Raw genomic sequence first — 21,544 nt, forward strand, 5'->3', positions numbered from 1 at the left:
CGCGCAGGCGGCCCGCCCGTCCATGGCGCGCAGCCTGATGATGGGCGTTGCCGGCGGCTTGCTGGGTGCCGGCCTGTTCGGCCTGCTCTCGGGCTCCGGTTTCGGCGGCATCGCCGGCTTCCTTGGCCTGCTCTTCCAGGTTGCGCTGATCGGCGGACTCATCTGGCTGGCGCTGCGCCTGTTCCGTCGCCGCAGCGAGCCGCAGCTCGCCAGCGCCGGTGGGCCGCTGAGCCGCGAGGCCTATCAGCCGCAGCCGGCCGCGCCCGCCATGGGTGGTCTCGGCGGTGGCGCTGCCACGGCTTCTGCCGCCAAGCCGGTCGAGTTCGAGCTGCAGGGCGCCGACTACGGCACGTTCGAGCGCCTGCTCACCGAGGTCCAGGCTGCGATCTCCGATGAGAACATCGCGCGCCTGCGCCAGATCACGACGCCCGAGATCTCCGGCGCCCTCGAGGAAGAATTCGCCGACAACGCCCGCAAGGGCCTCATCGAGAAGGCCGCCGAGGTCAAGCTGCTGCAGGGCGACCTCGCCGAATCCTGGCGCGAGGACGGCTATGAGTACGCCACCGTCGCGATGCGCTTCAGCCTGCTCACCGCCATGGTCGAGCGCAATGGCGGCAAGGTGGTCGAGGGCCATGCCACGATCCCGCGCGAGGTCACCGAGCACTGGACCTTCGTGCGCTCGCGCGGCGGCGAGTGGAAGGTCGCGGCGATCCAGCCGGTCGAGTAAGCCGGCGGCGACATCCGAATTCTGGACGGCCGGGCTTTGCCCGGCCGTTTTTCGTTTCAGCGACGGGCGAAGCGCCCTATAGGCAAGTCTAGCGCCGGTAGTCGGCGTGCCTTGGCTATCTGGAGCGTTCAACCATGAGCGACATGCGTCTCGTCGTCGTCGGCGCCGCCGGGCGGATGGGCCGTACGCTGGTGAAAGCGATTCACGATACGCCTGGCTGCATGCTCTCTGCCGCGATCGAGCGGACGGGCTCGCCCGCGCTCGGCCAGGATGCGGCGGTGCTGGCCGGCCTGCCCGCCAGCGGTGTCCTGGTCAGCGACGACGCGCTCGCCGCCTTCGTCGAGGCCGAGGGCGTGCTCGACTTCACCATGCCTGAGGCGACCGTCGCCTTCGCCGGCCTCGCTGCCCAGGCCCGCATCGTCCATGTCGCCGGCACCACCGGCATGGAGCCGCAGCATCTGGCGAAGCTGGAGGCTGCCTCGCGCCATGCCGCGATCATCCGCTCCGGCAATATGAGCCTCGGCGTCAACCTGCTGGCGGCGCTGGTGCGCAAGGTCGCGGCGACGCTCGGCACCGACTGGGACATCGAGATCGTCGAGATGCACCATCGCATGAAGGTCGATGCGCCCTCGGGCACGGCCGTTCTGCTCGGCGAAGCGGCGGCAGAGGGCCGCGCCGTCGAACTCGCCGAAGCCCGCGTCGCAGTGCGCGACGGCCAGGTCGGCGCCCGCCAGCCCGGCACGATCGGCTTTGCCGCCCTGCGCGGCGGCACCGTCGTCGGCGACCACAAGGTGATCTTCGCCGGTGCCGGCGAGCGGCTCGAGCTCGCCCATGTCGCCGAGGATCGCAGCCTGTTCGCGCAGGGCGCGGTCAAGGCGGCGCTCTGGGGCCGCGGCCGCAAGCCCGGGCTCTATTCGATGGCCGATGTGCTCGGCCTCGACAAATTCTGATGACCGCGCTCGCCGTCTCGCCTGGCGTGACACATTGGCCCGGTTATCTCGATCCGGCCGAGCAGGCGGCGCTGGTCGCCGAACTGCGCGAGGCGGCGCGGCAGGCGCCATTCTATGTGCCGCGCATGCCGAAGACCGGAAAGCCGTTCTCCGTCAAGATGACGAACTGCGGTTCGCTCGGCTGGGTCTCGGATGAGCGCGGCTATCGCTACCAGCCGTTGCATCCCGAGACCGACGCGCCCTGGCCCCCGATCCCGACCCGGTTGCTGCGCGCCTGGCAGGAACTCGCGGGCTATCCGCACGAGCCCGAGGCCTGTCTCGTCAATTTCTACGAGCCGACCGCGAAGATGGGCCTGCATCAGGACCGTGATGAACAGGAGTTCGACGCGCCGGTGCTGTCGCTCTCGCTCGGCGACACCGCCGTCTTCCGCATCGGCGGCACCAGCCGTGGTGGCAGGACGGTCTCGCTGAAGCTGGCCTCGGGCGATGCGCTCGCCTTCGGCGGGCAGGCGCGGCTCGCCTTTCACGGCATCGACCGCATCCTTGCGGGCTCGTCGAGCCTGCTGCCGCAGCCGGGGCGGATCAACCTGACCCTGCGGCGTGTGACGAAGCCCTCAGTCTGAAGGCTTGGGCGCATCGTCGCCCGGCAGTTTCGGGAAGGACCAGCCGAACAGGAGCGAGCCGGCCCGCAGGCCGAAGCCGGCAGCGAGCCCGCCCAGCATGACGAGCAGCGGAGCAAAGCCCATTTGCGCCAGGGCGACCGTCGCGCCGGCGCCGGCGGCGGCAGCAGTGACGTAGAAGTCGCGACTCCACAGCACCATCGGCCGGTCACCGGCGAGGATGTCGCGGATGATGCCGCCGAAGGTCGCGGTCATCGCGCCGAAAGCGATTGCGGAGGGGATCGGGACGCCGGCGGCCAGGCCCTTCTGCGCGCCGATCACGGCGAAGAGCGCCAGGCCGGCCGCGTCCGCCCAGATCAGCAGGCGCTTGGCGCCCCAGCCATCGAGTGTCCCGGGCTTGAAATACGCAATCGCCCAGGCCGCCAGGGCGACGGCTGAGCAGAGCAGAACGTCGGACGGCGCCTCGATCCAGAAGACGCGCCGGTCGAGCAGGAGGTCGCGCAAGGTGCCGCCACCGACACCGGTGACGGTGGCGAGCAGGATGAACCCGAAAGGGTCCATCCGCTTGCGGGCGGCGACCAGCGCCCCGGTCAGGGCGAAGACGACGACACCCGCAGATTCGAGCACCTGTCAGTTCGCCGGCTTGTCGCCGGCATCGGCAGCCGGGTTCTCCGAACCGTTGACGGCAGGCTTCGGCGCGCCGGCGGAGACGCCGACCAGTGCCGGGCGCAGCACCCGCTCGCCGATCTTGTAGCCGGTCTGCACAACCTTCGAGACGAGGCCCTTGGCGATGCCGGCGTCAGGCGCCTCGAACATCGCCTGGTGCAGGTTCGGGTCGAACTTCTCGCCTTGCGGATCGATCTTGCGCACGCCGTGACGCTCGAGCGTCTTCAGGAGTTCGCGCTCGGTCAGCTCGACGCCCTCGACCAAGGCTTTCAGGCCATTGTCGGTCGCGGCCTGGCTCGTCTCCGGCACGCTCTCAAGCGCGCGGCGCAGATTGTCGGCCGAGCCGAGCAGGTCGCGGGCGAAGCTCGTCACCGCATAGGCCTTGGCGTCGGAGATCTCGCGCTCGGTGCGACGGCGCAGATTCTCCATTTCGGCCAGGGTGCGCAGCAGCTTGTCCTTGAGGTCGTCGCGCTCGGCTTCGATCAGGGCTGCCGGGTCGGGCGTCTGGGCCTCGTTCGCCTTGGCCTCGGTTGCGTCCTGATTCTCGGTTTCCGGCTTCGGATCGTCCTTCGCAGGGTTCTGCGTCATTCCATCATCCCAATCGTTGAGCGTCATGTATCGTTGCAGCGCCGGCTGTGAGCCGCACTGGCTTCGTCGCCGATATCGGGCTTCGGCCGGGCGAAATCAAGCACGAGCCATGGCCTTGGCCTTGCCGGAGGCCTGCTTGTCGAGCTCCAGAGTGAACACCGCGAGCAACGCCTGGCGGATCACCAGCTGCCGGCCGGTCGAAGTGATCTTCGCCCCGGTCAGGTCGGTGACGTAGAACACGTCGACCGCCTTCTCGCCGAAGGTCGCGATATGGGCCGAGGCGATGTTGAGGTTGAGCTTCCCGATCGCGGTGGTGAGGTCGTAGAGCAGGCCGGGCCGGTCGAGGCCGGAGACCTCCAGCACCGTGTGCCGCGACGACAGGACGTTGTCGATGATGACCTCGGGCGCGACCTGGAAGGTGCCGCCGCGTGGCGGGGGTGCGCGGCGCTGGGCGACGAGGTCGGCGATCTTGATCTCGCCCTTGAGCGCGCGCTCGATTGCCGCCGCGATCCGCTCGGCCCGGCGCAGCTCATCGTCGTCGCGCTCGAAGGCGCGCGAGACGAAGATGGTGTCGAGCACCAGCCCGTCGGTGGTGGTGAAGATCTGTGCGTCGACGATGTTGCCGCCCGCCGCAGCGCAGGCCCCGGTGACGATGGCAAGCAGGCGCGGATGGTCGGGCGCCAGCACGGTGAGCTCGGTCACGCCGCGGAACTGGTCGGTCTCGACCCGCGTCGCCGTGGTGCGGCCGGCAACCTCCGCCTCGCGCAGGAAGCGGGCATGCTGCTCCTGCCGCTCGGGCTCGACCTTGAGCCAGTAGGCCGGATAATGCCGGGCGAGATAGGCGGCCCGCTCCTCTTCCGTCCAATCGGCGAGGCGCGCCTCCAGCGCCTGCTGCTTGCGCTCGACCCTGGCCTTGCGCTCGATGCCGGAATGGCCGCCGGCAAGCACGACCTCGGTCTCGTAGTAGAGCGTGCGCAAGAGCTGGCCCTTCCAGCCGTTCCAGACGCCGGGGCCGACCGCCTTGATATCGGCGACGGTCAGCACCAGCAGCAGCTTCAGCCGCTCCAGCGTCTGCACGATTGCCGCGAAGCTCTCGATCGTCTTGGGGTCGCCGAGGTCGCGGCTCTGGGCGATCGTGGACATCACCAGATGGTTCTCGATCAGCCAGACCACGGTCTCGGTTTGCGCCTCGGTCAGGCCGAGCCGCGGGCAGAGCTTGCGGGCGATGCGGGCGCCGGCGACCGAATGGTCCTCCGGCCGGCCCTTGGCGATATCGTGCAGGAACAGCGCGACATAGAGGGCGCGCCGGTTGGTGATGGTCGCGAAAATCGAGTTCGCCAGGGGGTGCTCGGCTTCGAGCTTGCCGCCGTCGATCTCGGCGAGGATGCCGATCGAGCGGAGCAGGTGCTCGTCGACCGTATAGTGATGATACATGTTGAACTGCATCATCGCGACGACGCGGCCGAAATCCGGGATGAAGCGGCCGAGCAGGCCGGACTCGTTCATCCGCCGCAGCACCGGCTCGGGCGAGCGCCGCGCCGTCAGGATCTCCAGGAAGATGCGGTTCGCCTCGCGGTCCTGCCGCAATTGCGGCGTGACGAGGCGCAGCGACTGCGTCACCAGCCGGCTGGTGTCGGGATGGATGGCGAGGTCGTCACGGCTGGCGATCTCGTAGAGCCGCAGAAGATTGACGGGGTCGCGCTTGAAGGCGTCGTCGTCGATCACGGCGAGGCGTTGGCCTCGCAGGGTGAAGTCGGGATGGCCGAGCGCGCGCACGCGCCGGCGCTTGGTGAAGGAGCCGATCAGGCTGGTCAGGCTGGCGCGCGGCTTCTGCTGGCGCGCCTCCAGCGCGGCGCAGACGATCGCGGTGAGGTCGCCGACATCCTTGGCGACGAGAAAATAGGCCTTCATGAAGCGCTCGACCGGGGCCTGGCCGCTGCGGCCGGCATAGCCGATCGCGGCTGCGACCTGGCGCTGCAGGTCGAAGGAGAGCCGCTCCTCTGCTCGCCCGGTGATGAAATGCATCCAGCAGCGCACCCGCCAGAGGAATTCCTCCGAGCGCTGGAACATCGCGAATTCGCGCGCATCGAACAGCCCGGCCTCGACCAGCTCGGCCGGATCGTCGACGCGATAGGAATATTTGGCGATCCAGAACAGCGTGTTGAGGTCGCGCAGGCCGCCCTTGCCGTCCTTGACGTTGGGCTCGACCAGGTAGCGCGACGAGCCGGCGCGCGCGACGCGGGTCTCGCGCTCGGCGAGCTTGGCCTCGGTGAAGGCCGGCGCCGTGCCCTCGGCGATCTCGGCGCCGTAGCGCCGCTGCAGATCGGCGAACAGCGCCGCATCGCCGCAGATCAGGCGGGCCTCCAGCAGCGCGGTGCGGATCGTCATGTCGGCCCGGCCCTCGCGGATGCAGTCGTCGACCGAGCGCACGGAATGGCCGACCTTCAGCTTCAGGTCCCAGAGCGGGTAGAGCATCGCCTCGACCACGCTCTCGCCCCAGGCGGTCTGCTTGTCGGGGAAAAGAAAGAGCAGATCGACATCCGAGCCCGGCGCCAGCGTGCCGCGGCCATAGCCGCCGACCGCGACGACGGCGATGCGCTCTCCGGCGGACGGGTTCTCGACCGGGTAGAAATGCCGTGTCGCCGCGACATGCAGGCTGGCGACGATGCTGTCCATCACGCTGGAGAGCCGCTTGGCACAAGAGAGACCGTTGCGGGATTTGGCTAGACTCTCGCGGGCTGACTGGCGACCTTCCTCGAGATTGTCGCGCAGTGCATCGACCAGCGCACCGCGCAGGCTATCGCGATCGCCCTCGTTGAACTGTCGCGCCAGCTTGCCGACCGCAGCCAGGGGATTGTCGATGAATTCGGCGAGGCGGGGTGCTGGCTTGTCGGGGGAGGGCGGCACTGAACGAGGCTCTTCGAGACTTTCGGCAACGCGGCGGCAGCCGATCCCTAGCACGAACGAGGGCGGGCGCGGAAACATAATTAAACAAGTATATAATGTGAAATTATCGATATCACGCCGTTCTACGTTTTGTTTGACATAGAGAACGATCGAACCTATCAATCGGACACGCGCCGATTTGAGCCAGCAGCTTGCGGGCGCGAAACAAGTGCAGCTAAAGCGGGGGCGCTGGAGGCTGATGTCCTCCTCCCCTTCGCGCAAGATCGACCGAAGGGAAACGCCATGCCGACCGTTTCAGCTCTCACCCGCCGCGCCGTGCTCGCCGGCCTTGCCGCAGCGTCGCTCGCCTTTGGCAGTGCGCAGGCGCAGGCGCCGAAGGAGATCCGCGTCGATTACGCCACCTACAACCCGGTCAGCCTGCTGCTGAAGGATCGCGGCATCCTCGAGAAGGCACTCGAGGCCGATGGCATCAAGGTGCGCTGGGTGCTCTCGGCCGGCTCGAACAAGGCGCTCGAATTCCTCAATGCCGGCTCGCTCGATTTCGGCTCGACCGCCGGCGCCGCCGCGCTGATCGGCAAGATCAACGGCAATCCGATCAAGTCGATCTATGTCTATTCCCGGCCGGAATGGACCGCGCTCGTCACCGGCGCCAAGAGCGAGATCACCAAGGTCGCCGACCTCAAGGGCAAGCGGGTCGCCGTCACCCGCGGCACCGATCCGCACATCTTCCTTGTCCGCTCGCTCGCCGAGGCGGGCCTGACCGAGAAGGACGTCAAGCTCGTGCTGCTGCAGCATGCCGACGGCCGGCTCGCTTTGGAGCGCGGCGATGTCGAGGCCTGGGCCGGGCTCGACCCGATGATGGCCGCCGCCGAGGTCGAAGCCGGCGCCCAGCTGTTCTACCGCAAGGCGGCCGACAACACCTGGGGCGTGCTCAACGTCCGCGAGGAGTTCGCCGAGAAGAATCCAGATCTCGTCCGCAAGGTGCTGAAAGCCTATGAGGAGGCGCGCGCGATCGCACTCGCCAATCCGGCCGAGGTCCGGAAGGCGCTGGTCGAGGCGACCAAGCTCTCCGACGCGGTGATCGAGCGCCAGCTCACCCGCACCGAATTGACCCACAGCACGATCGGTCCGGCGCAGGCCGAGACCATTCTCGCCGCGGGCCTCGCTTTGCAGCAGGCTGGCGTCCTGCCGGCGACCGCCGATGTCAAGGCAACAGTCGACGCGCTGATCGACAAGCGCTTTGCCGCGACCAACTGAGCGGGCATGATCCCGTCGCAATGAGTTCGATCGAGATCGCAGACGCCATCGACGAGAAGCCGGCCGCGCCTCCTGCTCGGCCGGCTTCTCGCGTTGGCCTGCGGCTCGCCGGCTTCCTGCTGCCGGTCGTCCTCGCGATCATCTGGGAGATCCTCGTCCGGGCCGGCCTTGCCAATGGCCGGCTGATGCCGCCGCCCAGCGTGGTCGGCAAAACGCTCTGGCAGCTCGCCGTCAGCGGCGAGCTCTGGACCCATGCCGCCGCGACGCTCTGGCGCGTCGCGGCCGGCTTCGGCATCGGCGCTGCCGTCGGCACCGCGCTCGGCGCGCTGACAGGTGCCCTGCCATTGGCCCGCGGCCTGCTCGACCCGACCTTGCAGGCCCTGCGCGCCATCCCCTCGATCGCCTGGGTGCCGCTGTTCATCCTGTGGTTCGGGATCTTCGAGGCCTCGAAGGTGGCGCTCATCGCGGTTGGCGTCTTCTTCCCGGTCTATCTCGGCGTCGCCGCCGCCATTCTCTCGATCGACCGCAAGATCGTCGAGGTCGGCCGCGTCTTTCGCCTCGGCCGGCTCGCGATGGTCCGCCGCGTACTGCTGCCGGCGATCCTGCCCGACTGGTTCACGGCGCTGCGCGGCGGCCTCGGCCTCGGCTTCATGTTCGTCGTCGCCGCCGAGATCATGGGCGCGAGTGAGGGCCTCGGCTATCTGCTGGTCGACGGCCAGCAGCTCGGCCGCCCCGACACGATCATCGCCGCGATCATCGCCTTCGCCGTGCTCGGCAAGCTCGCCGATGGGCTCCTGCTCGCGCTGACGCGCCCCTTCCTCGCCTGGCAGGACACTGCCAGGGACAGGCTCTGAGGGCGCGATGCTGGCCTTCGATCAGCTCTCCAAGACCTATGCCGACGGCACCCGCGCGCTCTCCGCGATCGACATCTCCGTTGCCGCCGGCGAGATCCTGGCGCTGGTCGGCGGCTCAGGGTGCGGCAAGACCACCCTGCTGCGCCTCGTCGCCGGGCTCGACCGGCCGAGCGAAGGCCGCATCCTGCTCGACGGCGCCGCCATCGCCGAGCCGCGGGCCGATGTCGGCGTGATCTTCCAGGAGCCGCGCTTGCTGCCTTGGCTCTCGGTCGCCGCCAATGCCGGCTTCGGCCTCAGCCATCTGCCTGCGGCGGAGCGTGACCGCCTCGTCACCGGGGCGCTCGCCCGCGTCGGCCTCGCCGGCTATGAGGCGCGCTGGCCACGCGAGCTCTCCGGCGGCCAGCAGCAGCGCGTCGCCATCGCCCGCGCCCTCGTCACCCGCCCCAAGCTGCTCCTGATGGACGAGCCCTTCTCGGCGCTCGACGCCACCACGCGCGCCAGCCTGCACGGCCATCTCCTCGCGCTCTGGGAGGAGGGCCGGCCGACCGTGGTGATGGTCACCCACGATGTCGAGGAAGCCGTAACGCTGGCTGACCGCATCGTGGTGATGCAGCCCAGGCCCGGCCGGATCTTCGACGAGCTCGACAATCCGCTGGCCCGCCCGCGCGACCGGCTCTCGCCGGCCTTCGAGGCGACCAAGCGCGAGGCGCTGCGCACGCTTGACCGCTCGCTTACCGACAGCGAGCCGCGCCAGCACAAGGCGGCCGAGAGCGCCGGCATGTGGTGGTAGCGACCGTTTGACAAAACGGACGCTCAGACCTTATGAAAGGACACGCGCCGATTTGAGCCTCAGCTTGCGGGCGCGAAACAAATGCAGCTAAAGCGCGGGACGACGGGACGGCCGCACGGCCGTCGGTGCTCCTTCCGCCTTGTCTATGGATGGAGCCAGTTATGTCGGCCGATCTTCACGATCTTCCCCGTTCTCACGATCACGCCCTGTCACGTCCCGCTGCGGGCGAGGTCGTCGCGCTGCTCGGCACTCCCGAGGTGCGCGCGCTGGCACTGCGTGGGTTCGCCGGCCTGAGGGCTGACGAAGGAACGGTGCCGACTGCCGGGATCGGCCTGCTCTGTGCCTGGCCGCGCTTCTTCCCTTGGCTCGATCTCGCCGAGAACCTCGCCTTTGCCTTGCCCAAAGCCACACCGTTCGAGCGCGAGGGCCTGATCGCCAACGTGCTGGTCCGCGTCGGTCTTGCTGCGCAGGCGACGCAGCGGCCCGGGACGCTCTCGCCGGAGGAGCTGCTGCGGCTCGCCATTGCCCGCCTGCTGCTGGTGAGGCCGCGCCTGCTGCTGATCGACGAGCCCTTCGCAACGCTCGACACCGAGGCGCGCAACCGGCTCGCGGCCTTCCTGCCTGAACTCTGTACGCAGGGGCGTCCGGCCGTCGTCATCGCCACCGGCTCGGTCGAGGATGCCCTGCGCCTCGCCGACCGCATCCTCGTCCTGCCGCAGCAGCCGGGCCCGGTCGCCTTCAGCCTCGACAACCTGCTCGCCCGCCCGCGCGAGGAGGGTTCGGTCGGCTTCGTCGCCCTGCGCCGCGAATTGCGCCGGGCGCTCGACAAGGAAGTCCGGCATGCCGCGCCGGAGGTGGAGGCAGCGGCCTGAACCGGCTAGACAGGCCGCGAACCGTTTCTGCCAGGGATCACGATCATGGACGTCACCGCGCTGCGCGCTCTGCAGGCTCCGCTCAAGGACAAGTATCGTGAGGCGCCCGATGCGGCGGTGATCACGCTGAAAGCAAAAGGCGAACTCGACGACCAGCACATCGCCTGCAAGGTCGAAACCGGCCGGGCGATTGCGCTTGCCGGCCTCCATCCTGCCACCGGCGGCTCCGGCGCCGAGCTCTGCTCCGGCGACATGCTGCTCGAGGCGCTGGTCGCCTGCGCCGGCGTCACGCTGAAGGCGGTCGCGACCGCGCTCGAGATCGAATTGAAGAAGGGCACGGTCCGGGCCGAGGGCGATCTCGACTTCCGCGGCACGCTCGGCGTCGCCAAGGACGCCGCGGTCGGCTTCAAGGCGATCCGCCTGTCCTTCGATGTCGAAACCGATGCGCCTCAGGACAAGCTCGACACGCTGCTCAAGCTGACCGAGCGCTACTGCGTCGTCTTCCAGACGCTCAATGTGAAGCCGGAGCTCTCGGCGAATCTCGCGCGGGCCTGATCAGGCCGGCAGCGGGCGCGGCGATCCATCCGCCTCCGTCGCTTCCGGTTCCTGCGAAATCGGCGCCGTCATCGGGTCAATGATCGCGAAGGGGCGCTCCGACATCTGTTCGGGCGCGGCGCGCTGGCGGATGCGCAGTGCCGCCATGGCTGCGAGCAGCGCGCTGATCGCAGCCATGAAATAGAGCAGCCCGTTGATGTCGAGCCGCGCCATCACCTGGGCGCCAAGCAGCGGGCCGAGCGCCGAGCCGATGCCGCTGACCAGGATCAGCCGGCCGCTGACGGCGACGACGCGGTCCTGCGGCATACGGTCGAGCGCATGGGCGACGCAGACCGGATAGAGCGTCGACATGAAGCCCCCGAGCAGGGCGGCGACCGGCAGCACCGCGCCGAGATGGCGCGGTACGAGATCGAGCGCGACGGCAGCCACCGAGAAGCCGAGCGCCAGTCCCGCCAGCACGATGCGGCGGTCGCCGCGATCGGAGAGGCGGCCGACCGGGACCTGGAAGGCGAAGCCGCCGAGCACCGCGACCAGCATGAACAGCGCGATCGTCTCCTGCGGGATGGCATTGCGCGCCATCCAGGCCGGGAACAGCGCATAGAAGGCGCTGCTGATCATGCCGGCGATGACGCAACCGATCACCGAGATCGGCGCCTGCCGTGTCAGCTCGCCATAGGGCAGCGAGGCCTCCGCTGGCAGCGTCGGCGCCTCCGCGCGGGTCGTGCTGACCATCACCAGCGCCAGCGCGAACAGCGCGACGATGATGTTGAACGGGGTGGCGGTCTCGACCGGGAGCTTGCCGATCAGCAATTGGCCCGCCGCCAGCGCCAGGAAGGTGCCGACCATATAGATCGAGAAGGTGCGGCCGCGCTGATCGGGCGGAGCCTTGGCGTTGAGCCAGCTCTCGGTGGTGATGAAAAGGCCGACGCAGCCCAGGCCGATCGCCATCCGGCACGCGATCCAGCCCACCGGCGAAACGAAGAGCGGCATCGCCGACGTTCCGACCACGACCATGCCGGCGAAGGCGGCATAAGCCCGGATATGGCCGATGCGCTGGATCACCTGCCCGCACCAGACGGCGCCGATGGTGAAGCCGACGAAATAGGCGCTGAGCACGATGCCGGTGAGTGTTGGGCCGAAGCCCTCATTCGTCAGCCGCAACGACAGGAACGTGTTGAAGAAGCCGTTGGCGAGCTGGACGAGGCTCGTCGCGGCGATGAGCGTTCCGATCTGAACGAGCAAGGGTCACGGCCTCCGGCGCAGTCTGGGAAGGCCTGCAACTCAACGCCGGAATCTGATCTCGCCATGGCGACCGGGAGGAATAGCGGCGCGCCGCGTCACTCCGCCGCCTTCAGCTTCACCGCCTTGGCGAAGGGCAGCTGCGGCTCGTTCGGGCTGGCGTCGTCGAATTCGAGCGCTCCGATCCGCTCGGCCCGGCCGGTGACCTTGCCGGCCGATGTCCTGATCTGGGCGACGTCGTCCTGCGCCTGGCGGAAATGGCTGTCGAGCTTGTCGACGCGTTCGCCGAGCCGGCGGACATCGTCGAGCAGCTTGCCGACTTCGGCCTGGATCACCTGCGCTTCCTCGCGCATGCGGGCATCGCGCACCAGCGACTGCATCAATTGGATCGCCAGCGCCAGCAGCGAGGGCGAGACGATCATCACCCGCGCCCGGTGCGCCTTCTGGATGATGTCGTCGAAATGCTCGTGCAGGTCGGCGTAAATCGCCTCCGACGGCACGAAGAGCAGCGCCATGTCCTGCGTCTCGCCCGGCAGGAAATAGCGCTCGGCGATGTCCTTGACGTGCTGGCCGACATCGGCGCGCACCCGTGCCGACGCGTGCTTTTTCGCCTCCTCGCCGCGTGCCTCGCGCAGCATGGTGAAGCTCTCCAGCGGAAACTTGGCATCGATGACGAGGCCGCGCCCGTCGCCCGGCAGGGTGACCAGGCAGTCCGGGCGCTTGCCGGTCGAGAGCGTCGGCTGGAAGGAGAAGAAGGCGGCCGGCAGCCCGTCGCGGATGATCGCCTCCATCCGGCCCTGGCCATAGGCGCCGCGCGCCTGCTTGTTGGCGAGCACGTCCTTCAGCGTCACCACCTCGCCGGTGAGCTCGGTCAGGTTCTTCTGAGCGTTGTCGATAACGGCGAGGCGCTCCTGCAGCTTGCCGAGGCTCTCATTGGTCTGACGGACATTCTGCTCCAGCCCGGCGCCGACCTGCTGGCGCAGGCCGTCCATCCGTTCGGCCATGATCCGGGCAAGGTCGCCCTGCCGGGTCGAGAGGATCTCGGCCATGGTCTGCATGCGGCCGCTGAGTTCGGCCTGCTGCCGGTTCATCTCGGCGACCTTGTCGTCCATCTCACGGGCGCGCTCGGCCGCCATCGCCGCCTCGATCTCGCGCCGGCGCGCCGCGCGCCAGGACGAGAGCAGCGCCAGGACAAGCAGGAGGAGCGTCAGACCGGCGAAGCCGAAGGCGGCTTCGGCCCAGCTCACGGGACGCTCCAGCAGGACGAAGGCGATCTGGTTCATGCCGCAAGCCTACACCATCCCGGCCGCAAATCTAGAACATAAGCGGAACAGTTTGACCGTTTCGTCACAAGCGCTTATGTCGCGGCAACTCCTGAAAACGTCCCAGAGCGCCCTATGGCCATCCGCCCCCTCGTCATCCTGCCCGACTCGATCCTGCGCAAGGTCTCCGCGCCGATCGACGACATCACGCCGGAGATCCGCAAGCTGGCGGACGACATGCTGGAGACGATGTACGACGCGCCGGGAATCGGTCTTGCCGCGATCCAGATCGGCGAGCCGGTCCGGCTGGTCACCATCGACGTTTCGAAGAAGGCGGAAGAAGGCGAGGAACAGAAGCGCGAGCCGCTGGTCTTCATCAATCCCGAGGTGACCTGGCGCTCGGAGGAGCTGAGCTCCTATGAGGAAGGTTGCCTCTCGATTCCCGAATATTACGAGGAGGTCGAGCGGCCGGCGCGCGTCAAGGTCAGCTATCGCGATCTCGACGGCAAGGCGCAGGAGATCGAGGCTGACGGCCTGCTCGCCACCTGCCTGCAGCACGAGATCGACCATCTCAACGGCGTGCTCTTCATCGACTATCTGTCACGGCTGAAGCGCGACCGGGTCAACAAGCGCTTCGCCAAGGCGGCGAAACGGGAGAGCGCGGCCTGACCGGCCGGGGCGAAACATTATGAGCTTGCGCGTCATCTTCATGGGCACGCCGGATTTCGCCGTGCCCACCTTGACCGAGATCATCGGCCAGGGCCACGAGGTCGTCTCCGTCTATACCCGCGCCCCCGCGCCGGCCGGGCGCGGCATGGAACTGCGGCCCTCGCCGGTCCAGGTCACGGCTGAGCGCTTCGGCATCCCGGTGTTCTCGCCGAAGACGCTGAAGACCGCCGAGGCGGCCGAGGTCATGGCCTCGCACGAGGCCGACGTCGCCGTCGTCGTCGCCTATGGCCTGATCCTGCCCAGGGCGATCCTGGAGGCGCCGGAACTCGGCTGCCTCAATCTGCACGCTTCGCTGCTGCCGCGCTGGCGCGGCGCCGCACCGATCCAGCGCGCCATCATGGCGGGCGACGCTGAAACCGGCGTCTGCGTCATGAAGATGGAGGAGGGGCTGGATACCGGCCCGGTCGCCATGGTCGAGCGGCTTGCGATCGACGGCAACGCCACGGCCGGCGACATGCATGACCGGCTCGCCGGCCTCGGCGCCGACCTGATGGTCCGGGCGCTGGCCGCGCTCAGCCGCGGTGGCTTGCGCTTCACGTCGCAGGCGGAAGAGGGCGTGACCTATGCCAGCAAGATCGGCAATGACGAGGCAAGGCTGAGCTGGAACCGGCCGGCGCAGCAGGTTCACGACGTCGTGCGCGGCCTCTCGCCCTTCCCCGGCGCCTTCGTCGAGGTCGATCTCGGCAAGGGACCGGAGCGGTTGAAGCTCTTGCGCACCGCGCGCGCCGGCGGCGCGGCCGAGCCGGGCACGCTGCTCGACGACGAGGGCACCATCGCCTGCGCGGTCGGGGCGGTGAAGCTGCTCCAGGTCCAGCGCGCCGGAAAGGGGCCGATGAGCGCCCAGGAGTTCCTGCGCGGGGCGCGGCTCTCGGCGGGCGCGAAGCTCTAGTACCGGGAGGCATTGAAAATGGCTCCCGGTATTCCGTATGTGGATTTCGACAGCCGAAGGCTGCGTTTGAGAAATTCACATTGGATCAACGGCCTGACGCGTCAGCGTCACTGGCCGTTGGGATAAGTCTATGCCCCGTTACAAGCTCGTCATCGAATATGACGGCACGCCCTTCTCGGGCTGGCAGCGCCAGCTTAATGGGCCGTCCGTGCAACAGAGTGTCGAGGAGGCGATCGAAGCCTTCTGCGGTCATGCCGTGCGCCTGCATTGCGCCGGGCGCACCGATGCCGGTGTCCACGCCACCCATCAGGTTGCCCATGTCGATCTCGACAAGGAGTGGCGCACCGACGTCGTGCGCGACGCCAGCAATGCGAGGCTGAAGCGCCTGCCGGTGGCGGTGCTGAGCGCGCAGGCGGTGCCCGAAACCTTCGATGCCCGCATCTCGGCGACGCGGCGCTACTACATCTACCGCATCCTCGATCGGCGCGCGCAGCCGGCGCTCGATGCGAACCGGGTCTGGCACGTCCCGGTCAGGCTCGACCATGAGGCGATGGATCGCGCCGCCAAGGCGCTGATAGGCCATCACGACTTCACCACCTTCCGCGCCGCCGAATGCCAGGCCAATGGCCCGATGCGCACGCTCGACCGGTTCGATTGCCGGCGCGAGGGGGCCGAGATCGTGGCTTACGTCCATGCCCGCTCCTTCCTGCATCACCAGGTCCGCTCCATGGTCGGTTGCCTGAAGATGGTCGGCATGGGGCGCTGGCCGGAGAACAAGGTCGGCAAGGTGCTGGCGGCACGCGACCGCTCGCAATGCGCCGCGCTGGCGCCGCCCTGCGGGCTCTATCTGGCCGGCGTGGATTACTGAGGCCGGCTCAGAACCCGGCCAACCCAAAAATCTTCAGTACCGTGTAATCGGCAAGCACGCTGGCGCAGGCGATCGCGCCAGCGACGCCGCTCTTCACGCCGAACGTGGCCCTGGCGACGCAATAGCGCAATCGCAGCACGATCGCCGCGAAGGCGAGGCTCTGGAAGCCGGCGATGCCGGGGTTCGACCAGCCGAGCGCGAACACCGTCGCCGGCACCGCCATCAGCGCCGCCGAGAGGATGCCGGCCCAGTTCCAGGCGATGACGAAGCTGGTGAAGCGGGGGTTGCGGGTGAGGCCGGGCGCGAGCCCGACCAGCAGCGCCGGCACCGCAATTATCGCCAGGATCTCCGCCGTGACGATGGCTGCGATCAGGCCCGGTGCATCGAACAACCCGCCGCTGTTGGAGAGGCCGACGAGCGTGCGCTCGGCCGCCAGCGCCGGTATCATCGATGGCACCACCAGCACCAGCGCGAGATAGGAGCGCCAGAACCCGTCGCGGCTCAGGTCGAGATCGGGCAGGGCTTTCGCGTCCGCCCGCAGCAGGCGCCAGGAGGCAGCGAGCGATCGCGTCACATCGTCGGCAGCAAGCCTCATGGCCCAACCCTCCGGACGTCACGGCATTAGACTTTCGTCTAAACTGTGGGCGTCAGGGTCGGTTCCGTCAAGCCTGCTGCGCTGCAGCGAAATAGCTCGTCAGTAAACGATGCGTGATCCGCTCCAGCGCGACGAGGTCGGCGATGGCGACCCGCTCGTCGACCTGGTGCATGGTCTGGCCGACGACGCCGTATTCGACCACGGGGCAGTAGTCCTTGATGAAGCGGGCGTCGGAAGTGCCCCCCGTCGTGGACAGGGCAGGGCGCTTGCCGGTCTCGGCTTCGACGGCCTCGGCGGCCATCGCCACGAACGGTCCCGGCTTTGTCAGGAAGGCGACTGCGTTGGTCGGTTCGAAGCTGACCTCGTAACGCACGGTGTTGCCGGCTGCCTCGCGCAGGCGGCGCTCGATCTCGGCCGCCAGCGTCTCCGGCGTCCAGAGGTCGTTGAAGCGGATGTTGAACACGGCCCGCGCTTGCGCCGGGATGACGTTGGTCGCGGGATTGCCGACATCGAGCGTCGTCACCTCGAGATTGCTCGGGTCGAAATGCTCGGTGCCGGCATCGAGCGGGCTTGCGTCCAGCGCCGCCAGCAGGCGGACCATGCCACGGATCGGATTCTGGGCGAGGTGCGGATAGCCGACATGGCCCTGAACGCCCTGCACGGCGAGCTTGCCGGTCAGCGAGCCGCGCCGGCCGATCTTGATCATATCGCTCATCGCCGCCGGATTGGTCGGCTCGCCGAGGAGGCAATGGTCGAAGCGCTCCCCGCGCGCGTCGGCCCAGGCCAGCAGCTTGACCGTGCCGTTGACGGCGGGGCCTTCCTCGTCGCCGGTGACGAGGAAGGCGATCGAGCCCGGCGCATCGGGGTTCTCGCGGCGATAGCGGATCGCGGCGCAGGTCATGGCGGCGAGTCCGCCCTTCATGTCGCAGGCGCCGCGGCCATAGAGCACGCCGCCTTCGATGTCCGCCGCAAAGGGATCATGCGTCCAGGCGGCGAGGTCGCCGGGCGGGACGACATCGGTATGGCCGGCAATGACGAAGACCGGGCCCTCGTTGCCGATGCGGGCATAGAGGTTCTCGATGTCCGGCATGCCAGGCTCCGAGAAAGTCGGTCGCTCGACGCTGAAGCCTTCGGCGCTCAACACGGCATCGAGCAGCGCGAGCGCGCCGCCGTCGGCCGGTGTCACCGAGGCGCAGCGCACCAGGGCCTGGGTGAGGGCGACCGGATCGGTGGCGTCAAACTCGAGTAAGGTGGGTGTGTGCTGGCTCATCGAGCCGGTCTAGAGGCTAGCAGTGACCCTGGCTAGCCTCTGGCAGCCCCGCTTTGCTCCGCAAGCGGGGCGTCGCGGCCGACGCCCGGCATCAGGCCGAGGTCGATCAGCGCGACCAGCCAGGCCATCGTCGAGATCGCGATCAGCGAGGGCGCCCAGGCATAGCCGAGCAGCGGCTGGACTTCCCGCGGCAGCACGATGGCGCAGACCAGCAGGATGCCGAACAGCGACGAGCCGCCCCGGTCGGTGGCGCGCTTGGCTGCCAGCGCCGCCCAGGGGAACAGAGCGAAGGCATTGGCGAAGGCGACGATCTTGGCGGCGGCATATTTGTCCGCGACCTGCGGCGCAGCCCACTGGACCGCCAGCAGGCAGAGTGCGAGCGCGATGCTGCCGAGCCAGAACTGGCGCAGGCCGATGCGGCCATCGAGGTCGGTGAACAGGCGGATTGCGGACATGTGTCAAGCTCCGATCCGATACCCTCGCACGCCGGGGCGCCCGAATGAAGCACATGGTGAATAAAAGGTTAATGCCTCCGAACCGGTTGTGCCGCCAGAGAAAATGCCTGCAGAGAAAAAGCTTGAATGCTGCCGGGCGCGCCGCTAGCTGCGAAACGTTCTCCGGATTTCTAGAGCGAACCATTCGGCCGGGTGGGCGAATGGCAGGTTGACTGAGCGGCGCGCGGCGCCGCCGAGCGAGGTTTTGGGCATGACCATTCGTCTGCACCGCGGCGATCTTCCCGATGGGTTCGAGCCGGGCCCGATCCTGGCGATCGACACCGAGACGCTCGGCCTCAATCCGCAGCGCGACCGGCTCTGCGTGGTGCAGCTTTCGCGTGGCGACGGCACTGCCGACGTCGTCCAGATCCCGAAGGGCGCCCCGGCGCCGGCCAATCTCTGCCGCATCCTCGCCGATCCCGGCGTGCTGAAGCTGTTCCACTTCGCCCGCTTCGACATCGCCGCCCTGGAGAAGGCGTTCGGCGTCGTCACCACGCCGGTCTATTGCACCAAGATCGCCTCCAAGCTGGTGCGCACCTATACGGATCGGCACGGGCTGAAGGACCTCGTCCGCGAGCTCCTCGGGGTCGAATTGTCGAAACAGCAGCAATCCTCGGACTGGGGCGCCGATACGCTGACCGAGGCGCAGCTCGGCTATGCCGCCTCGGACGTGCTGCATCTGCATGCCCTGAAGGCGAAGCTCGATGTGATGCTGGAGCGCGAGAGCCGCAGCCATCTCGCCAAGGCCTGCTTCGACTTCCTGCCGGCGCGCGCCGAGCTTGATCTCGCCGGTTGGCCAGAGGTCGACATCTTCGCGCATACGTAAAGTTGATGTATCTGGGCTAGGGTCATCCGTCTGGCGGTCGCCGGACCGGCCGCTGCTGATTGTCGGCGTGCGCCGGTTCGACATGAAAAAGCCGCCGGTGGCTGGCAATGGGCGGGCATGAGCTTGGCGATCACAACTCCTGAAACACGCAGCCCGGCGGCGATTCGGGCGCAGATGCGGCAGAGCGCCTTCCGCGCTGCGCGCCGGCATTCCGCGCTCGTGCGCCTGCTCCGGCGCCTGATTCCGATCGGGGCGATCGTCGCTGTGGTGGGGTTGATCATCGTTCCTTTCCTCAACCCGCTGCGCCATGCCGGCAATTTCTCGCTGGGTGGGATCAGCCTGTCGGGCGGCAAGGTGGTGATGGAAACGCCAAAGCTCGCCGGCTATCGCAAGGACAACAGTCCTTACGAGGTCACGGCGGAATCGGCTCTGCAGGACATCCGCAATCCCACGCAGATCGAGCTCGTGCAGATGGTCGCGCGGGTGCTGATGAAGTCCGAAGGCTGGATCAACATCAATGCCCGCAGCGGCCTTTTCGACCAGACGAAAGAGACGCTGAAGCTGGTCGACGACGTGAAGATCCGCACCGATTCGGGCTATGATGTCCGCATGCGCACCGCCGACGTCGATTTCAAGGCCGGAACCGTCAACTCGCGCGAGCCGGTGAAGGTCAATCTCGGCACGACGACGGTTGACGCCGATACGCTTGACGTGAAGGACAATGGCGCGCTCATCACCTTCGAAGGGCGCGTGCATGTGCTGATCGAGAACGCGCCGGCCCGCAGCCTGGCCGGCCCGGAGCGCGAAGGCAGCACGCCCAATCTCGAAGCTCTTCGCCCGGCCGGCAAGCCGTGAGATCATCGCATCCAGCCATGCAGGTCAGCCACAGGTCACCGATGAAAGCTCTCGCTCTCGCTCTCGCTGTTCTGGTCGCTCCGGCGCTGTCGACAGCTGCATTCGCTCAGCAGCCGGCCGCCAAGCCGGCCAAGGCGCGCGGTGGCGCTCCGGGCTCGCCTTTCGGCGGCATGGGCGGCGACAGCAAGGAACCGATCAAGATCGACGCGAACAAGCTCGACGTGCTCGACAAGGACAACAAGGCGGTCTTCTCCGGCAATGTCGTCGCCGTGCAGGGCGAGACGACCGTGCGCTGCTCGGTGATGACGGTGTTCTATGAGGGCCGGGGCCAGGGTGGGACGCCGAGGCCGGCACAGCCTGCCGCGCAAGGCCAGGGCGCCAATGACGGCGCGATCAAGCGCATCGAATGCAGCGGGCCGGTCACCGTCGTCTCGAAGACCCAGGCCGCGACCTCGGACAATGCCGTCTTCGACCGCGCCAACAATCAGGTGATCATGACCGGCAATGTCGCGCTGAACGATGGCCCGAACATCACCCGCGGCGACAAGCTGGTCTATAATACGCAGACCGGCATCGCCAACGTGACGTCGAGCGGGCGTGTCCAGGGCTTCTTCGTGCCGAACTCGGGTGACAACAAGGACGGCAAGGACAACAAGGCCGGCGCCAAGCCAACCAATTGATATTCCTTTGCGGCAGGGGCGGCTGCAGGAAGGCGTTGCCAGTTCGGCGCGCCTCGCATACCAGAGCGGACCCATGTCGAACGCCAGCAGCTTGAATTTCCTCCTGTGACGATATCCACGTCTCCGCCTTCCGATGCTGGCCAGCAGGCGCAGCCAAGCCCGGCGCGGCCGGCCAAGGCGCCGGCGACGCCGGGGCTGTTCGGGCGACTCTTCGGCCGGGGCAAGGACAAGCAGGCTGTCGAAGACGATGAACAGCCTGGCCCGGTCGCGAGCGCCGTCGGCGGCGCCGGCATCCTCGCCGTCAGCGGCCTGCGCAAGACCTACGGCGCGCGCAATGTCGTGAGCGAGGCCTCGCTCTATGTCCGCAATGGCGAGGCGGTCGGCCTGCTCGGCCCGAACGGCGCCGGCAAGACCACGATCTTCTACATGATCACCGGTCTGGTCAGCGCCGATATGGGTGTGATTTCGCTCGAAGGGAACGACATCACCAACCTGCCGATGTACCAGCGCGCCCGGCTCGGCATCGGTTATCTGCCGCAGGAAGCCTCGATCTTCCGCGGCCTCTCGGTCGAGGACAATATCCGGGCCGTGCTCGAGGTGGTTGAGCCGAACCGCAAGAAGCGCGAGCGCGAGCTCGACAAACTGCTCGACGAATTCAACATCAGCCGCCTGCGCAAGGCGCCTTCGATCGCGCTCTCGGGCGGCGAGCGCCGCCGCTGCGAGATCGCCCGTGCACTCGCCGGGCGGCCCTCCTTCATCCTGCTCGACGAGCCCTTCGCCGGCATCGACCCGATCGCGGTCGGCGACATCCAGGAGCTGGTCCGGCAATTGACCGATCGCGGCATCGGCGTGCTGATCACCGACCACAATGTCCGCGAGACGCTCGGGTTGGTCGATCGCGCCTACATCATCCATTCCGGCCGGGTGCTGACCGAGGGCTCACCGGCCGAGATCATCGCCAATGCCGATGTCCGGCGTGTCTATCTCGGCGAGGATTTCCGGCTCTGAGGCGTCCGTTACGCGCTCGCCAAACCGGCTATGTTGCGGTGCA

The 21,544-nt window shown here is 67.9% G+C and carries 23 protein-coding genes; 15 read left to right on the top strand and 8 right to left on the bottom strand.

The genetic code is table 11. The features are described 5' to 3' along the window. The 3 genes from CXY91_RS19145 to CXY91_RS19155 all read left to right on the top strand — a co-directional run. The coding region (locus tag CXY91_RS19145; RefSeq protein ID WP_100962829.1) for a TIM44-like domain-containing protein at positions 1-727 on the top strand (727 nt) is incomplete at its 5' end. 143 nt (positions 728-870) lie between these two features. Continuing rightward, a complete protein-coding gene (dapB, locus tag CXY91_RS19150) occupies positions 871-1,677 on the top strand; it encodes a 4-hydroxy-tetrahydrodipicolinate reductase (protein WP_100962858.1) in 807 nt (268 codons plus the stop codon). Beyond that, the gene (locus CXY91_RS19155; protein ID WP_199777509.1) at positions 1,677-2,300 is read left to right on the top strand and encodes an alpha-ketoglutarate-dependent dioxygenase AlkB family protein; all 624 of its coding nucleotides are present in this window, start codon (positions 1,677-1,679) and stop codon (positions 2,298-2,300) included. Before dapB ends, CXY91_RS19155 begins: the two co-directional genes overlap by 1 nt. Here the strand turns inward: CXY91_RS19155 and CXY91_RS19160 are convergent. The 3 genes from CXY91_RS19160 to CXY91_RS19170 form a co-directional block, all read right to left on the bottom strand. After that, positions 2,292-2,924 carry a trimeric intracellular cation channel family protein gene (locus tag CXY91_RS19160; RefSeq protein WP_100962831.1) on the bottom strand — a complete coding sequence of 211 codons (633 nt, stop codon included), beginning with the start codon at positions 2,922-2,924 and terminating at the stop codon, positions 2,292-2,294. The genes CXY91_RS19155 and CXY91_RS19160 overlap by 9 nt on opposite strands. A gap of 3 nt (positions 2,925-2,927) precedes the next feature. Beyond that, on the bottom strand, positions 2,928-3,551 hold the full coding sequence (grpE, locus tag CXY91_RS19165) for a nucleotide exchange factor GrpE (RefSeq protein ID WP_100962859.1): 624 nt from the start codon (positions 3,549-3,551) through the stop codon (positions 2,928-2,930). 96 nt (positions 3,552-3,647) lie between these two features. Continuing rightward, positions 3,648-6,413, bottom strand: a complete 2,766-nt coding sequence (locus CXY91_RS19170) for a [protein-PII] uridylyltransferase (protein WP_465246880.1) — start codon at positions 6,411-6,413, stop codon at positions 3,648-3,650. Between the two features lie 327 nt (positions 6,414-6,740). On the opposite strand from CXY91_RS19170, the gene CXY91_RS19175 reads away from it, so the two are divergent. From CXY91_RS19175 to CXY91_RS19195, 5 genes are all read left to right on the top strand, one after another. Next, positions 6,741-7,715, top strand: a complete 975-nt coding sequence (locus tag CXY91_RS19175; RefSeq protein ID WP_100962833.1) for an aliphatic sulfonate ABC transporter substrate-binding protein — start codon at positions 6,741-6,743, stop codon at positions 7,713-7,715. A gap of 20 nt (positions 7,716-7,735) precedes the next feature. Continuing rightward, a complete protein-coding gene (locus tag CXY91_RS19180; protein ID WP_100962834.1) occupies positions 7,736-8,569 on the top strand; it encodes an ABC transporter permease in 834 nt (277 codons plus the stop codon). Positions 8,570-8,576: 7 nt separating this feature from the next. Then, positions 8,577-9,359: an ABC transporter ATP-binding protein gene (locus CXY91_RS19185; RefSeq protein WP_100962835.1), complete on the top strand. Its 783-nt coding sequence runs from the start codon at positions 8,577-8,579 to the stop codon at positions 9,357-9,359. 161 nt (positions 9,360-9,520) lie between these two features. Continuing rightward, on the top strand, positions 9,521-10,231 hold the full coding sequence (locus tag CXY91_RS19190) for an ATP-binding cassette domain-containing protein (RefSeq protein ID WP_158673498.1): 711 nt from the start codon (positions 9,521-9,523) through the stop codon (positions 10,229-10,231). Positions 10,232-10,276: 45 nt separating this feature from the next. Beyond that, positions 10,277-10,786 carry an OsmC family protein gene (locus tag CXY91_RS19195; protein WP_091833586.1) on the top strand — a complete coding sequence of 170 codons (510 nt, stop codon included), beginning with the start codon at positions 10,277-10,279 and terminating at the stop codon, positions 10,784-10,786. Here the strand turns inward: CXY91_RS19195 and CXY91_RS19200 are convergent, their stop codons facing one another. Then, positions 10,787-12,028 carry an MFS transporter gene (locus tag CXY91_RS19200; protein ID WP_100962837.1) on the bottom strand — a complete coding sequence of 414 codons (1,242 nt, stop codon included), beginning with the start codon at positions 12,026-12,028 and terminating at the stop codon, positions 10,787-10,789. Positions 12,029-12,123: 95 nt separating this feature from the next. After that, positions 12,124-13,308 (bottom strand): DNA recombination protein RmuC, encoded by a 1,185-nt coding sequence (locus CXY91_RS19205; protein ID WP_100962838.1) that lies wholly within the window; start codon positions 13,306-13,308, stop codon positions 12,124-12,126. Between the two features lie 114 nt (positions 13,309-13,422). Here CXY91_RS19205 and def point away from each other — a divergent pair, with 114 nt between their 5' ends. The 3 genes from def to truA all read left to right on the top strand — a co-directional run bounded on the left by def (position 13,423) and on the right by truA (position 15,773). Next, entirely contained in the window at positions 13,423-13,956 is a 534-nt protein-coding gene (def, locus tag CXY91_RS19210; protein WP_100962839.1) for a peptide deformylase, read from the top strand. A 19-nt stretch (positions 13,957-13,975) separates the two neighbouring features. Further along, the gene (gene fmt, locus CXY91_RS19215) at positions 13,976-14,905 is read left to right on the top strand and encodes a methionyl-tRNA formyltransferase (RefSeq protein WP_091833598.1); all 930 of its coding nucleotides are present in this window, start codon (positions 13,976-13,978) and stop codon (positions 14,903-14,905) included. A gap of 130 nt (positions 14,906-15,035) precedes the next feature. After that, positions 15,036-15,773, top strand: coding sequence for a tRNA pseudouridine(38-40) synthase TruA (truA, locus tag CXY91_RS19220; RefSeq protein WP_100962840.1), 738 nt, complete (start codon positions 15,036-15,038; stop codon positions 15,771-15,773). A gap of 7 nt (positions 15,774-15,780) precedes the next feature. Here the strand turns inward: truA and CXY91_RS19225 are convergent, their stop codons facing one another. The 3 genes from CXY91_RS19225 to CXY91_RS19235 all read right to left on the bottom strand — a co-directional run bounded on the left by CXY91_RS19225 (position 15,781) and on the right by CXY91_RS19235 (position 18,093). Next, positions 15,781-16,368 carry a hypothetical protein gene (locus CXY91_RS19225; RefSeq protein ID WP_100962841.1) on the bottom strand — a complete coding sequence of 196 codons (588 nt, stop codon included), beginning with the start codon at positions 16,366-16,368 and terminating at the stop codon, positions 15,781-15,783. 67 nt (positions 16,369-16,435) lie between these two features. Continuing rightward, a complete protein-coding gene (gene dapE, locus CXY91_RS19230) occupies positions 16,436-17,638 on the bottom strand; it encodes a succinyl-diaminopimelate desuccinylase (protein ID WP_100962842.1) in 1,203 nt (400 codons plus the stop codon). A 32-nt stretch (positions 17,639-17,670) separates the two neighbouring features. Continuing rightward, positions 17,671-18,093 (bottom strand): DUF805 domain-containing protein, encoded by a 423-nt coding sequence (locus CXY91_RS19235; protein WP_091833609.1) that lies wholly within the window; start codon positions 18,091-18,093, stop codon positions 17,671-17,673. Positions 18,094-18,343: 250 nt separating this feature from the next. Between CXY91_RS19235 and CXY91_RS19240 the strand changes: the two genes are divergently transcribed. From CXY91_RS19240 to lptB, 4 genes are all read left to right on the top strand, one after another. After that, the gene (locus tag CXY91_RS19240) at positions 18,344-18,958 is read left to right on the top strand and encodes a ribonuclease D (protein ID WP_100962843.1); all 615 of its coding nucleotides are present in this window, start codon (positions 18,344-18,346) and stop codon (positions 18,956-18,958) included. A 174-nt stretch (positions 18,959-19,132) separates the two neighbouring features. Next, on the top strand, positions 19,133-19,813 hold the full coding sequence (gene lptC / locus CXY91_RS19245) for an LPS export ABC transporter periplasmic protein LptC (protein ID WP_100962844.1): 681 nt from the start codon (positions 19,133-19,135) through the stop codon (positions 19,811-19,813). A gap of 41 nt (positions 19,814-19,854) precedes the next feature. Then, positions 19,855-20,493 carry an LptA/OstA family protein gene (locus CXY91_RS19250; RefSeq protein ID WP_091833618.1) on the top strand — a complete coding sequence of 213 codons (639 nt, stop codon included), beginning with the start codon at positions 19,855-19,857 and terminating at the stop codon, positions 20,491-20,493. 111 nt (positions 20,494-20,604) lie between these two features. After that, positions 20,605-21,501 carry an LPS export ABC transporter ATP-binding protein gene (lptB, locus tag CXY91_RS19255; protein WP_425285437.1) on the top strand — a complete coding sequence of 299 codons (897 nt, stop codon included), beginning with the start codon at positions 20,605-20,607 and terminating at the stop codon, positions 21,499-21,501. The last annotated feature ends 43 nt before the right edge of the window (positions 21,502-21,544 follow it).

The sequence above is a fragment of the Allobosea sp. FBZP-16 genome, assembly GCF_002831785.1.
GTDB lineage: Bacteria > Pseudomonadota > Alphaproteobacteria > Rhizobiales > Beijerinckiaceae > Allobosea > Allobosea lupini.